Genomic DNA, 13,247 nt, shown 5'->3' with positions numbered 1-13,247 from the left:
TGTGAGGGGTTACCGATGGATGAAATTATAAAGGAGTTACAAAAGTTGGGATTTTCCCAGTATGAATGTAAAGCGTATATTGGATTGTTAAAACATTCCCCAGTAACAGGCTATGAAGTGAGTAAACAAACAGGAGTACCTCGTTCTATGATTTACGAGGTACTCGGTAAGTTAATGGATAAAGGAGCGGTGCATATTGTACCTTCTGAACCAGTTAAATATGTACCAGTACCAGCTACCGAATTAATGAATCGAATGCGAAAAGACTTTGAAAAATCCTTTGAATTTTTAGATGAGAAACTAAATTGTTTAGAACAAGAGCGACAAATAGATGTAATTTCGCATATTCGCTCAAATGATCGTGTTTTAAAAGAAATATGCAATATAATTAATAGGGCAAAGGAAGAATTATGGATTTCTGTATGGGAAGATCAAGTGCATGAAATTGAGCCATACATTCATCAAAAGGAAGAGGAAGGCGTGAATATATTCTCAATCTTATTTGGAGCTCCAGAAACAAAAATAGGAGCGACATTTCACCATAATTATATGACGCCCCACGTTGTTGAAAAGAGAATGGGTGGTCATTTAACTGTTATTGCTCGTGATGGAGAGGAAGTATTAATTGCGAACTTCTCAAATGATAGCACTTCATGGGCCGTTACAACGTATGACCCAGCGCTAGTTCTCGTTGCTACAGAGTATGTGCGGCACGATATTATGGTTGAAGAAATCACAAAGGAATTTGGAGCTGATAAGTTAGATACGTTATGGCGTGAAAATATAGATTTAGTTCATGTCGTAACAGGAAAACGAACTTTAGAAGGAATGGAGGATGATAGAGATGAGTAAAGCTCAGGCACATGTAGCTTTGCAGAGCGATGATACATTTCAGCAAGGAGTAAAAGATTGTTTACCAACTGTATTTGGTTATTTGAGCATCGGTATAGCAGCTGGTGTAATTGCAAAAACAGCAGGTTTTTCTATCATTGAAATTGCATTTATGTCCACTTTAATTTATGCAGGTTCTGCCCAATTTATATTAGCTGGTATGTATGCAGCCGGTGCTCCTGCTTCCGCAATTATTTTTACTGTATTTTTTGTTAATTTACGCCATTTATTAATGAGTGCTGCCCTCGCACCGCACTTTACGAAACTACCTCTATTAAAAAACGTCATTATCGGTTCTCAAATTACAGATGAAACTTTCGGCGTTGCAGTGCAGCATGCAGCGCAAAAAGGATATTTAGGCGAAAGATGGATGATTGGGCTAAATGTAACGGCTTATTTAAACTGGATTCTTGCTACTATCATTGGCGGGCTATTTGGTGAGTGGATACCAGATCCACATACATACGGGATGGATTATGCATTACCAGCGATGTTTATCGGATTATTTGTACTTCAGCTCATAAGTAGTAAACCAAAGCTAGCAATTCATTTAAGTGTTGCAATTGTAGCGATTATACTTGCATACGTTTCACACCTATTTATGCCAGATAGTATAGCGGTTATTATCGCAACCTTACTAGCTGCGACGATTGGAGTGGTGATTGAAAAATGGAAATGAGGTTAGATGTATTATTACTTTTACTAGCAGCAGGAGCTGTTACACTCGTGCCACGTATTTTACCTCTACTCGTATTTAGCAAACTACAAATTCCAGACTGGGGTTTAAAATGGTTAAATTACATACCAATTGCAATATTAGCAGCACTTTTAGCACAAGTATTATTTATGCATGAGACGGTGCAATGGGATTACCTGATCGCAGCAATTCCAACATTTCTTGTAGCCATATATACTCGTAGTTTATTAGGTACAGTATTAACAGGAGTGGTTGTGATTATTTTGTTACGTTTCTTTTTCTAAAAAGGATTACGCTCATATAATAGCGAAAGGTGTAATAACATGAAAATATAGGGGTGGTGTTATGATACTTTTAACGATAGGAGCAATTTTGTTAACGTTGTTTATTTTCTTTATTATCGGTTTCGTTACGTTTATGATGTTTGTTGATAAGGCGACACCTCAAATATATTATACACCTTGTGAATCAGTGACAGTGAAAACTAAAGGTAAACATAGAAGGAAGAAAAGTTGAAAGTTGGCTTTTCTTCCTTCTTCTATTACATCCCCAAAAGAACTAACAACAATAACCCAAATAAAAAACTAATAAAGGAAAGAAGAACGATACATATGGAAAATACACGATTATTTCTCCATTCGCGCCAGAAAGTTATAAAACCTAAAATACAAAGGAAAAACCAAATGGGTAGGAATAGGAACTCACTAATTTTTTCGGGAAGTAACGAATAAAAAGTTGTTACATATAAGGTCCAATTAGTAAAAAATAAAAGGCAAACGATAATAGATTGTAAGTAGGGGCGGTTGAAAAATAGCCCTTTTTTTACGGTTTTAAAAATGATAGTTAGCGCTGAGATAAAGGCAATGAGTATGAAAACAAGTAAGAGTAATGTCAGCGTCATTTTGAGTCTCCTGTATAAGATTGTTTTTATCACGCATGGGCAGTAAGACCCACACCTTAAAACTCAACGTAAGAAAAGAGATTAGGTGGGGGATGCCCCCCCACTGATTGAAGTTTCACTTTACAAGAAATGAATCTATTAAATTGTATGCTTCTTTTGTAGAGTGCCCGTTATATTTTTCAGTGTACGGATTTAGAAATCCATGTTCACCGTGTAGTTGTTTTATTTCTAATAAAGGATTCTTTTGTTGCTGCAATGTTTGAATGAAAGAGGATACTGAAAAACTAGCTTCTTTTTCAGGGAATATAAGTAATGTAGCGCATGTAGGCTTTATGTGAACATAGTCGCGTATACGAGAACCGTAACATCCGATAATAAAATCTATTTTCGGATTGTTACTACATAGCCATGAGATGGTAGCTCCAACACTAAAGCCGATAAGTCCAATATGTGTATAACTACTAGAAAGATGAGAAATGAATTCTTCAATTTGCTTTTTTCCATCATCAAATCCAATATGATTTACAAAATGTTCATATGCTTTTTCTTCATCACTGTAATGAAATGCATGTTGTAAGTGTAGAAGATTAGGACAGAATACATCTATATGAGATGAAGTAAAGTGCTGGGTAACGTGATGCATATGGTCGTTCACACCATATATTTCATGAACAATAACGAGAGCTAATTTTTCCTTCATAGTTATAAAGTACCTCTATGAAACTTAAATTCTTTCTCAACAAGACAAATACGCAGGTGGAAGTTTTCATACCATTGCTCACGACCTCTTTTTTTCGCTTCTTTATGTAAGGTGTTCTTCTTCCAATTTTCAATCGCATCAAGTGATTCCCAATAAGAAATTGTTATTCCGAGTCCAGAATTACCTCGTGCACTTTCTACACCTAAAAATCCAGGTTGTTGCTTTGCAAGTTTCTCCATTTCTTCGGCAACGGTATTATAGTCAGTTGTATTATTTGATAAATTAGAAGTGAATATAACTGCATAATAAGGCTTGTTTTTTTCTAAAGTAGATGCCATTATTTTTCCTCCTTAATGTATAGTACGAATAATTAATCCATAGTTTGTATTTTAGCAGGTCACAAAAAGAAAAGAAGTAGAAAATTCTTATTTTTTCAGCTCATGTAAAATAAAGGGTTGAAGAAATTTATAGTAAGTAATCTGAAAGAAGAAAAATGCCACTTCAAAAGAGAAGTGGCATTTCTTATATTTCCTCTAAGCTATTAACTGGAACAGTTAATTCGCGTTCTGGGTTTTTTACTTCATATATGCGGGCGGTTTCATTGCTTTCATCGACGTGTTGAATCATAACAGGCATGCCTTGAAAACTGACATTGGCTTGCTCTGCTGACACAGAAAGCTCTATTGCACGTTGTATATTCATTTATATTCCTCCCATCATTATTATCTTTGCTAAAAAAGAGGAATAATATACCATTTAGAGACATTCTTAAAGTTTTTGTATTATTTGTAATGTTTCTTTAATAAATGAAGTGAAGATGGAATCAGGATAGGACTGTACGATTTCATATGCTTCTGTTACTTCTTCAAGAGCTCTTTTTTTATCATTAAGTTTCACATAACAAAGAGCGCGATATGCCCCAGCTGTTGTAAGTCGTGCGTGATCAAGTGGATGGTTTATATAATCTGGTATGATAGCGCGTTGCAATGTTTTTAAAGCTTCTTCGTATTGTTTTAAACCATACAAAGCTTTTCCTTTTTCAAGATAATATGATCCATCATCTTGAAAAATTGGCTCATCTTTTAATTTTTCTCGAAATTGTTCTAAATGTTCTAATGCAACTGTATATTCATTAGCAATTGTGTTGTAGTAGAAAGCTTTTAAAAGATCAATAACCGCCGCAGAGAAATTATCTTCTGTAAAAATGGCGAATTGCTCTGATTTTTTTATGTAATGTAAATATTGTTCTTTATCAGCCGTGATTACTTTTTGATAAGATAAAATACGATAAAATTCATCTGTTTTATAATACACTTGATGCTTTTTTGAAAATGCAAGTGCATCTAAAATGACACTTTCACATTGTTCGTAATCACCACATGCAAGAAAAATAATTGCTTCATATAAATATAATTCGATATGTATAATGAGATCCATTTCTAAATGTTTCTCTTCATAGTCATTTCGGATACTAGCTATAAGTTGTAAACATTCAGCATATTTTTTACGTGTGAATATCGTAAAGGATAATTTTAATTTTGTTTCCGTACTATCCCGGTATAACGTATATTTCTCAAAAATAGAAGTAGCCTTTTCAACGTAATATTCAATATTGTAATCTTTCATTTTAGCCGCAGCTGTTACAAACTGTTTATATAAACGAGCAGTATTCAAAGTGGGAGGTAGCTCTTTTTGAACGATCGGTAGTAAAACCTCATATACTTCATCGTACTTGTTTGCTTTTATTAGTTTCTCCGTTTGTTGAATGAGTTCTACAATTTCTACATCATCATCTTCTAATAAAAAACTTGTTTCACATTCAAGTTTGTCAGCGATATATTGTAGTGTTTTCATAGAAGGTGTAGCTTTTCCATTTTCAATTTGACTTAGCATACTTTTTGTGAGTTCTGAACCTGCTAGATCAGTTTGAGTAAGCTTTTTTTCTTTTCGTAACGTTTTAATTTTTTCACCGAGAGTAGCCATATAATTGCTCCTTTATAGTTAGAAAGTTAAATGTCATTAAACTTTTTGTTGTAAAAATTGGAAAGTTAATTATATAATAAGTTTAACACAATTTAACTTTTAAGGGGAGAGTGTCAAAAATGGGGGATATAAGTATAGGACAACATGATTCAAGAATGAAGATTGCAACGAGAAATATTATTTTAATGATGATTGGGAAAATGACGTCTTTGCTAGGAGCCGGTATTTATACGTTTGCAATGGGATTATACGTATTAAAGACTACGGGTTCAGGAATGGGGTTTGCAACTACGCTTATTTGTGGATCGATTCCAAGGCTAATCTGTGGACCGATTGCTGGTGCTGTAGCTGACCGCGTCAATCGAAAATGGCTTGTTATTGGCACTGATTTATTAAGTAGCTTAACGATGCTTATTATGTTTATTCTTGCTACTATATTTGGACCGTCACTTCTTTTTATTTATATTTCAGCAGCATTATTATCAATTTGTGCGAGTTTTTACTCTGTTTCATTAACTTCATCTATTCCAAGTTTAGTAGATGAAGGACGTATTCAAAAAGCGAGTGCTTTGAACCAGACGGCAGCTTCTTTATCAAATATTTTAGGGCCGATTATTGGCGGAGTTGTATTTGGTTTCTTTTCAATTCAGTCGTTCTTTTTGTTAAATAGCATTACATTCTTTTTAGCGGTTGTTGTGCAATTATTTATCGTATTTGATTTATACAAAAAAGAAATGGCTGAAAGTAAAGAGCATTTCTTGACGAGTATAAAAGAAGGGTTTTCATATGTAAAAAGACAGCATGAAATATATGGTTTAATGAAAATTGCAGTAGGGGTAAACTTTTTTGCGAGTGCACTTTTCGTTTCACTTCCATATATTATTGTTCAAAATTTGCATCTATCTTCGAAGCAACTCGGTGTTGTAGAGGGAATGTTAGCAGTTGGGATGTTAATTGGTGCAATTGCGTTATCAGTACGTAAAGAAGTGAATAATCCGTTTCGTTCTGTTTATATTGGGTTGCTTTTATTTGCGGGCTTGAGTTTATGTACAGTGTTTCCATTAGTAGTCACCATCCCGAAAGTAGCAAGTTTTATTTACTATATCGCTTTTATGATGTTAACTGGTATATCAATGATGGTTGTAAATATCCCGATGCAAGTACATTTGCAAAAGACGACAGATCCAAGTTATTTAGGACGCGTTTTCGGCTTACTTGAAACAATTTCTACTGCAATCGCACCGCTCGGTATGATTGTGTATGGATTATTATTAGATATGTTGCCAACTAGCATTGTTATGATGACATTAGGCGGAGGTTTATTGTTAGTTGTATTAGTAGGAATAAAGAAGCATGTAATGAAAAAGCAAGTGGATGTGTCTGTCTAAAAGGCAATTTGACTTAATAAAATAAAAATGACCGAATTAGTATTTTAGTTTTTGAAACTCTTTTTCATGTATGTTACAGTATAGTGAGCAGGCAAAGAAAAGGAGACAACAGCATGAAAAAATTAAGTTTTGTTATGCTTTTTCTATTAGTCGTAATGGCTGGATGTAGCAATTATGACACATATATTGAAACAGGTATGCAATCATTGAAAGATGAAAAGTATAGTGATGCAACAATGTGGTTCGAAAAAGCAGAAAAAGAGAAATCAGGAAATGAAGCGAAATCATATAAAGAAGTTGCTGAGAGAATGGATCACGGAGCAACAGCATTAAAAGACGGTAAGTATTTAGAAGCGAAAGACATTGCAAATGAAGTGTTACAAAAGAAAAAAGATGATGAACTTGAAAAAGCTGTAACATCAAATGCAGAGAATATGCTTCAAAAAGCAAAAGATGTGGAAGAGAAAGTAAATGAAAGAGTGGCAAAGCGTAGAAAGGTAGAAGAAGAAGGAATCGATAAACTTATTAAAGCTGTCGATAGTATAGATGAAGTGAAAGAAAAAGAGAAGAAAGTATCAGAAGCATTAGATAAGGCTGAAGAGGCGCAAGCAAAAATTGAGGCAAAGAAAAATAAATAGATTTATAGTTTAAAAGGCTGTCGTGCATAACGACAGCCTTTTAATTTTTTGTTGTAAATGAAGTGATGCTTTGTAGTAAAAAAGAAATGATTTTAGAATTCCATCTGTCCTCATGATGAATCGTATAAATATTACGCTGAAATTCAAATTCAGGGATTGGTATATAGCATAGCTCATTTCGTTGTATTTCTTGCTCGATAGCAAGTTTAGAAATAAAGGCAATTCCATTACCATATTTTAAAATTTGTTTCATCGTTTCTAATGAGTCTAATTCAATTTCAGATTGGAATGTAATGTTGTGCGCCAACGTCCATTGTGTAAGTAAATCTCTCGTTGTAGATGGATTACGATGCAATAGTATGCGTTCCTTTTCGATATTTTGTAACGATACATTGTCTTTCTTTGAAAAATGATGTTCTTTGGAAAAGGCAAGAACAAGTGTATCGGGCATTATATTCGTTTGTTTTAAAAGTGGTTCATCAAATGGAGCAGCGGAAATTATCCCAAGATCGATTTCGTGATTTTGTAGCATCATTCGAATTTCAGGGGCTGTTTTCACTAGTAGCGTTATTTTTATATTGGGAAATTCGCATTGAAATTGATGAACGACTTCTGGCAAAAGATAAGTCGCTGGTACATAACTAGCGCCGATTGTTATAGCACCTTTATGAAAATCTTTAAACTCTTGCGTGACACGTCTAGCTTCTTTCATAAGCGCATCTATTTTACAAGCATAATGGTGCAAAGCCTCACCAGCCTCTGTTAAGAAATACCTTCCAGAACGTAATTCAAATAAAGACACACCGAGTTCTTCTTCTAAGCTTTTTATATGAAATGTAATAGTTGGTTGTTTAACGCCAAGTTTTTCTGCAACGATTGTAAGCTTTTTGTATTTCTTAATAAGTACTACAATTTCTAATTTTAAGAGATTCATTATGAATTGCCGCCTTTTTTATTTTAACTATAGAAAAAATCTATAGAAATAAATAGTTTATTAGAAGTTTTTTAATTTAATCTTTACAGTACATTAACATTGAGTATAAATCTTCCATATAGAATGAAAGCAGGTTAAGAATGAGGGGAGAGAGGTGAAGCAATGGATATTACAATTAGTGGATTAGAAAAGACATTTGGAAAAATACAGGCGTTAAAGCCGTTGCAGATTGTAATGAAACAAGGGGAATTCACTACACTTTTAGGACCTTCGGGGTGTGGGAAAACGACTTTGCTTAGAATGATAGCAGGACTTGAAGAACCGGATAAAGGAGAAATATATTTTGGAGACCAGTGCATGTATTCTGCTACAAAAAAGATAAAGACATCTCCTCATGAACGGAATATCGGTATGGTATTTCAAGATTTTGCTTTATGGCCGCACATGACTGTTTTTGAAAATGTTGCATTTGGTTTAAGGGCTACAAAGCAAACGAATCATTTACGAGAAAAAGTAGAAGATGCGATAAAGCGAGTTCGCCTGCAAGGTATGGAGAAACGGTATCCACACGAACTTTCTGGTGGACAGCAACAACGTGTCGCATTCGCTAGAGCAATTGTAACAAAACCTCACTTTATTTTGTTTGATGAACCGCTAAGTGCACTCGATGCAATTTTGCGAGAAGAAATGAGAATAGAGCTTATGGATATCGTTCATTCCATTGGTTTAACTGCACTGTATGTCACTCACGATCAAATAGAAGCAATGTCAATGTCAGACCAAATTATTGTCATGAAACAAGGAGAAGTATTACAAAAAGGAACACCGGAAGATATTTATGTGAAACCGTCTCATGAATTTGTTGCCAAATTTGTTGGTAAGGCGAATTGGCTTGTAGAGGGTGAAAAAATGATTCGTCCAGAGCATGTGAGTTGGACAAAAAATGATGTGTGCGAAATGTATACAGGTGAAATTCAGCACGTTACATATGTAGGAGAACGTTATGAAGTGAAAGTAAATATGGGGACTTTAGGCATCTGGACAGCCTATCACAATAGTAAGCTAAGCATCGGTAAACCAGTATCGTTATATGTGCCAAAAAAATGTATTCATCATATAGGGGGAGAATCGTATGAAGAAATTCAGTTCGCTTAAGTCTTTATTTGTATGTACTTTATTATTTTCGGCTGTAGTAACAGGGTGTAGTTCAAAGACAGGTAATGCAGATGCAAAAAGTAAAAATACGAATGAAAAGAAAATTGTTGTATATAGTGCAGGACCAAAAGGGTTAGCAGAAAAAATTCAAAAAGACTTTGAAAAGAAAACTGGTATAAAGGTGGAAATGTTTCAAGGGACAACTGGTAAAATTTTAGCGAGAATGGAAGCTGAAAAGAAAAATCCAGTCGTTGATGTAGTCGTACTTGCATCATTACCAGCGATGGAAGGATTAAAGAAAGAGGGTCAAACGTTAGCTTATAAAGAAGCGAAACAAGCTGATAAGCTGCGTTCTGAATGGTCAGATGATAAAGGACATTATTTCGGGTATAGTGCTTCAGCATTAGGGATTGTGTACAATACAAAAAATGTGAAGACAGCGCCTGAAGATTGGAGCGATATAACGAAAGGAGAATGGAAAGGGAAAGTGAATCATCCAGATCCAGCACTTTCAGGTTCAGCTTTAGACTTTGTAACAGGATACGTGAAAAAGAATGGACAAGATGGATGGAATTTATTTGAGCAGCTTAAGAAAAATGAAGTTACAGTAGCAGGAGCAAATCAGGAAGCGTTAGACCCAGTTGTAACAGGTGCGAAAGATATGGTCATTGCGGGTGTTGATTATATGACGTATAGCGCAAAAGCAAAGGGTGAACCTGTTGATATTGTATATCCAAAAAGCGGAACAGTTATTAGCCCACGTGCAGCTGGGATTATGAAGGATAGTAAAAATGTTGAAGGTGCAAAAGAGTTTATTGATTATTTATTATCCGATGATGTACAAAAACAAGTTTCTAAAGCGTATTTATTGCCTGGTAGAACAGATATAAAAGCTGAAAATAGACCAAATGTAGAAGAGATTCCAGTATTAAATATTGATTGGAAAACAGTTGAGAAAGAGCAAGATGAAATAGGAAAACAATTTAAGAAAGTATTTCAATAAGATGGTGATTCCATGGTAAATCGATTCGTATCAGTAAGACAAGTTGGAATGACGGTAGCGTTATTACTTGTGGCGATGTTAATCGTCATTCCACTTTTTCTTATTTTATTTTCTAGTGTATATGAAAATAGTAGTTGGAACTTTTTAAAGCCTTTTGAAGTGATGCAGAGTGGTGGATTAGCGGGGATTTTTCTAAATTCGATGCTTCTAGGTGTACTCGTTGTAATAGGTGCTACAATATTTGCATTTCCATTGGCATTTATTATGAGCAAAACAGATGTAGGAAAGTATAGTAAGTTAGATATTGTTTTTATGATTCCATTTATGACACCGCCGTATATTGGATCGATGGGCTGGATTTTGTTCATGCAACCTAACGGCTATTTTGAACAATTTTTCCCGATGCTAAAGACAGTTTCATCATCGTTTTTTAGTTTAGGAGGTATGGTATTAATTATGAGTCTGCATTTATTCCCATTCCTTTATTTCATGCTGAAAAACACGTTACTTCAGATTGGGAGTAGTAAAGAAGAAGCTGCAGCAGTTCATGGAGGAAGTTTTTTCTATCGTTTAAGAAAAATAATATTGCCGTTATTAGTATCAAGTTATGTAATGGGTGCTTTACTCATTTTCGTAAAGACGATTGCTGAATTTGGAACACCGGCTACATTCGGACGTAGAATAGGATTCCACGTGTTAACATCAGAAATCCATAAATTTATTTCGAGTTGGCCAATTGATTTTAGTAGTGCAACAGCATTATCTTCTTTATTACTTAGTGCTTGTATGCTCATTTGGTATATGCAAAATGTATTGAATCGAAAGTATTCATATGCAATAGTTAGTGGAAAAGGTGTGAAATCTAAAAGATATACTTTGTCTATATTTACGCGCGTTGTAGCATGGATGTATGTAATTGGTTTATTAATCGTATCAATTGGAATTCCATACTTTTCTATACTTATTGCTTCTTTTTCAAAATTAAGAGGCGGCGGTTTACATGTAAATAACTTTACAACAAGTCATTATGAAGCATTGTTTACAATGGGGTCTCCGGGATTAGAGGCTTTATGGAATAGTTTTCTTTTTTCACTCGTAACAGCGATTATTGCGGTAATGATTGGAGTCTTTTTGGCACTTATGATTCGAAAGGGGAAAAAAACCTCTGAAAAATGGCTTGATATGTGCGGTATGTTACCGAATATGGTACCAGGAATCGTTATGGTTGTAGGTCTTATTCTATTTTGGAATTCACCATATATGCCTATGTCAATTTACAATACACCAGTCATGGTTATCGTAACGTATGTTGTGCTGTTTTTACCTTACACGGTGCAATATGTAAAATCATCACTCGGACAAATTGATGATTCTCTCATGCAGGCAGGAAGTGTTTTTTCTGGAAATTATATTTATATTTTTAGAAAAATAATATTGCCTCTTATTATCCCAGGTATTCTTGCTGGATGGGCGATGACATTTACAATTTCGATAAGAGAGTTAGTAGCATCGCTTCTCGTATTACCTCCATCAGTAGAAACGTCAGCAACGTTTATTTTTGCTCAATTTGAACAGGGTGAAGTATCTATAGGCATGGCGATGGCTGTTGTTTCTGTTGGACTTACAACAATATGCTTATTACTGCTACAACATATGGAGCAAAAGCGAAAAGGGGTAGTATGATGAGGGTAGAAGTATGGGGAGGAGCAGGAGAGTACGGTCGCTCCTGCTATTTTGTAAAAAATAAAGAGACGAAAATAGTATTTGATTGTGGTATTAATCGATCTTATGAGGATGGTTATCCAAAAATAGAGAGAGAAGCTGCTCCATTTTTAGATGCGGTATTTTTATCACATATTCATGAAGATCATACGATGGGTTTACCTTTATTAGCGAAGTATGGATATAAGAAAAAAATTTGGACGACTCGTTATACGAAGGAGCAACTGCCGTTATATTATGAAAAATGGAGAAACTATAATGTGATGCAAGGGTGGAATTTACCTTATAGCGACCAACACATAAAAGATTTAAATTATGTATGTATTGATGAGATTAGCAATCCAAATGAATGGGTACAAATTACTCCTACATTGCGGTTTCAATGGGGATATAGTGGGCATGTATTAGGAGCTGTTTGGTTTTTAGTTGATATGTGTAATACATACGTATTTTATTCAGGCGACTATTCAGCAGAGTCTAATATACTACGAGCTAATTTACCTGAGAAATTGGGCCACAATATAAAAGTTGCAATTGTAGATGCCGCTTATCACACAGAGGATGTTTCGCAAAATGAAAGATTAGACAATCTATGTGCAGAAATTGAACGAGTTATGCAAAATAAAGGAATAGCATTATTACCGCTGCCACAACTTGGTAGGGCACAAGATATAGTATTGTATTTATATGAACGATATAAAGAATTTCCGCTTATAGTAGATAAAGAAATTTTGGCTGGATTTGAAGAGATGTTCGTATATAAAGATTGGATAAAAAATAATGAAGAACTTAAATGGGTTATGGAGAGTTTAAAAAGAAACATAATAGTGATGGATAATGATATTAGTATGCAAAATAGTTACGGAATAGTTGTAATGAGTGATGCGAATATGCAAACGAAACGAGCGCAGTTATATTATGAACAACTTCGGAATGAAAAACGGAATGCCGTTATTTTTACTGGGCATATTGCGAAAGGGAGTTTTGCAGAAAAAGTTATGAAAGAGCATGTAAGGAATACATGTAGGGTGAATCGAGTTGCGTATAAAGTTCACCAAAGTATAAGAGACGTTAAAGAGATGTTAAATACATTATTACCAGAACATACGGTGCTAGTGCACGCTTTGAAAGAGGATACGGATCGATTACAACAAAAGCTAAGTACAGCAGGATATGAAAATGTATATTCACTTGCAATGGAACGTATAGAAGTCATTTGAAATGTAAAGGGGATA

Annotated in this window: 16 protein-coding genes; 10 read left to right on the top strand and 6 right to left on the bottom strand. The window is 34.6% G+C overall.

Annotation, left to right across the window (positions count from 1 at the left end; translation table 11 throughout):
• Positions 1-15 precede the first annotated feature (15 nt).
• The 4 genes from ACTFR3_RS08230 (at position 16) to ACTFR3_RS08215 (ending at position 2,104) form a co-directional block, all read left to right on the top strand.
• A complete protein-coding gene (locus ACTFR3_RS08230) occupies positions 16-852 on the top strand; it encodes a TrmB family transcriptional regulator (RefSeq protein ID WP_000343354.1) in 837 nt (278 codons plus the stop codon).
• Positions 845-1,570, top strand: coding sequence for an AzlC family ABC transporter permease (locus ACTFR3_RS08225; RefSeq protein WP_440044348.1), 726 nt, complete (start codon positions 845-847; stop codon positions 1,568-1,570). The genes ACTFR3_RS08230 and ACTFR3_RS08225 overlap by 8 nt, the downstream gene beginning before the upstream one ends.
• Complete coding sequence (locus ACTFR3_RS08220) at positions 1,561-1,872, top strand: AzlD domain-containing protein (RefSeq protein WP_000425946.1); 312 nt, start codon at positions 1,561-1,563, stop codon at positions 1,870-1,872. Before ACTFR3_RS08225 ends, ACTFR3_RS08220 begins: the two co-directional genes overlap by 10 nt.
• Positions 1,873-1,933: 61 nt before the next feature.
• The gene (locus ACTFR3_RS08215; protein ID WP_000602244.1) at positions 1,934-2,104 is read left to right on the top strand and encodes a DUF3951 domain-containing protein; all 171 of its coding nucleotides are present in this window, start codon (positions 1,934-1,936) and stop codon (positions 2,102-2,104) included.
• A gap of 25 nt (positions 2,105-2,129) precedes the next feature.
• Here the strand turns inward: ACTFR3_RS08215 and ACTFR3_RS08210 are convergent, their stop codons facing one another.
• The 5 genes from ACTFR3_RS08210 to ACTFR3_RS08190 all read right to left on the bottom strand — a co-directional run bounded on the left by ACTFR3_RS08210 (position 2,130) and on the right by ACTFR3_RS08190 (position 5,172).
• Positions 2,130-2,489 (bottom strand): hypothetical protein, encoded by a 360-nt coding sequence (locus ACTFR3_RS08210; protein ID WP_322373283.1) that lies wholly within the window; start codon positions 2,487-2,489, stop codon positions 2,130-2,132.
• Positions 2,490-2,604: 115 nt separating this feature from the next.
• Positions 2,605-3,189 (bottom strand): dienelactone hydrolase family protein, encoded by a 585-nt coding sequence (locus ACTFR3_RS08205; RefSeq protein ID WP_000660119.1) that lies wholly within the window; start codon positions 3,187-3,189, stop codon positions 2,605-2,607.
• Positions 3,190-3,191: 2 nt separating this feature from the next.
• Complete coding sequence (locus tag ACTFR3_RS08200; protein WP_000168855.1) at positions 3,192-3,527, bottom strand: antibiotic biosynthesis monooxygenase family protein; 336 nt, start codon at positions 3,525-3,527, stop codon at positions 3,192-3,194.
• Between the two features lie 184 nt (positions 3,528-3,711).
• Positions 3,712-3,891 (bottom strand): H-type small acid-soluble spore protein, encoded by a 180-nt coding sequence (locus ACTFR3_RS08195; RefSeq protein ID WP_001025733.1) that lies wholly within the window; start codon positions 3,889-3,891, stop codon positions 3,712-3,714.
• Between the two features lie 66 nt (positions 3,892-3,957).
• Positions 3,958-5,172 carry a transcriptional regulator gene (locus ACTFR3_RS08190; RefSeq protein ID WP_000212380.1) on the bottom strand — a complete coding sequence of 405 codons (1,215 nt, stop codon included), beginning with the start codon at positions 5,170-5,172 and terminating at the stop codon, positions 3,958-3,960.
• A 119-nt stretch (positions 5,173-5,291) separates the two neighbouring features.
• Between ACTFR3_RS08190 and ACTFR3_RS08185 the strand changes: the two genes are divergently transcribed.
• Positions 5,292-6,560, top strand: a complete 1,269-nt coding sequence (locus ACTFR3_RS08185; RefSeq protein ID WP_440044347.1) for an MFS transporter — start codon at positions 5,292-5,294, stop codon at positions 6,558-6,560.
• A 113-nt stretch (positions 6,561-6,673) separates the two neighbouring features.
• On the top strand, positions 6,674-7,198 hold the full coding sequence (locus ACTFR3_RS08180) for a DUF4398 domain-containing protein (protein ID WP_000736443.1): 525 nt from the start codon (positions 6,674-6,676) through the stop codon (positions 7,196-7,198).
• A gap of 40 nt (positions 7,199-7,238) precedes the next feature.
• On the opposite strand, the gene ACTFR3_RS08175 is transcribed toward ACTFR3_RS08180, so the two are convergent.
• Positions 7,239-8,132: a LysR family transcriptional regulator gene (locus tag ACTFR3_RS08175; protein WP_001050612.1), complete on the bottom strand. Its 894-nt coding sequence runs from the start codon at positions 8,130-8,132 to the stop codon at positions 7,239-7,241.
• Between the two features lie 162 nt (positions 8,133-8,294).
• Here ACTFR3_RS08175 and ACTFR3_RS08170 point away from each other — a divergent pair, with 162 nt between their 5' ends.
• The 4 genes from ACTFR3_RS08170 to ACTFR3_RS08155 are packed head-to-tail and all read left to right on the top strand — an operon-like array spanning position 8,295 to position 13,232.
• Positions 8,295-9,287 (top strand): ABC transporter ATP-binding protein, encoded by a 993-nt coding sequence (locus tag ACTFR3_RS08170; protein WP_000355540.1) that lies wholly within the window; start codon positions 8,295-8,297, stop codon positions 9,285-9,287.
• Positions 9,265-10,290, top strand: coding sequence for an ABC transporter substrate-binding protein (locus ACTFR3_RS08165; RefSeq protein WP_071739718.1), 1,026 nt, complete (start codon positions 9,265-9,267; stop codon positions 10,288-10,290). Before ACTFR3_RS08170 ends, ACTFR3_RS08165 begins: the two co-directional genes overlap by 23 nt.
• Positions 10,291-10,302: 12 nt before the next feature.
• Positions 10,303-11,973 (top strand): ABC transporter permease, encoded by a 1,671-nt coding sequence (locus tag ACTFR3_RS08160; protein WP_000248165.1) that lies wholly within the window; start codon positions 10,303-10,305, stop codon positions 11,971-11,973.
• Positions 11,970-13,232 carry an MBL fold metallo-hydrolase gene (locus ACTFR3_RS08155; protein WP_033689189.1) on the top strand — a complete coding sequence of 421 codons (1,263 nt, stop codon included), beginning with the start codon at positions 11,970-11,972 and terminating at the stop codon, positions 13,230-13,232. The genes ACTFR3_RS08160 and ACTFR3_RS08155 overlap by 4 nt, the downstream gene beginning before the upstream one ends.
• The last annotated feature ends 15 nt before the right edge of the window (positions 13,233-13,247 follow it).

Source organism: Bacillus cereus group sp. MYBK14-1, from assembly GCF_051916885.1.
Taxonomy (GTDB): Bacteria; Bacillota; Bacilli; order Bacillales; family Bacillaceae_G; genus Bacillus_A; species Bacillus_A cereus.
This window is presented reverse-complemented; position numbering and strand designations above follow the sequence as displayed.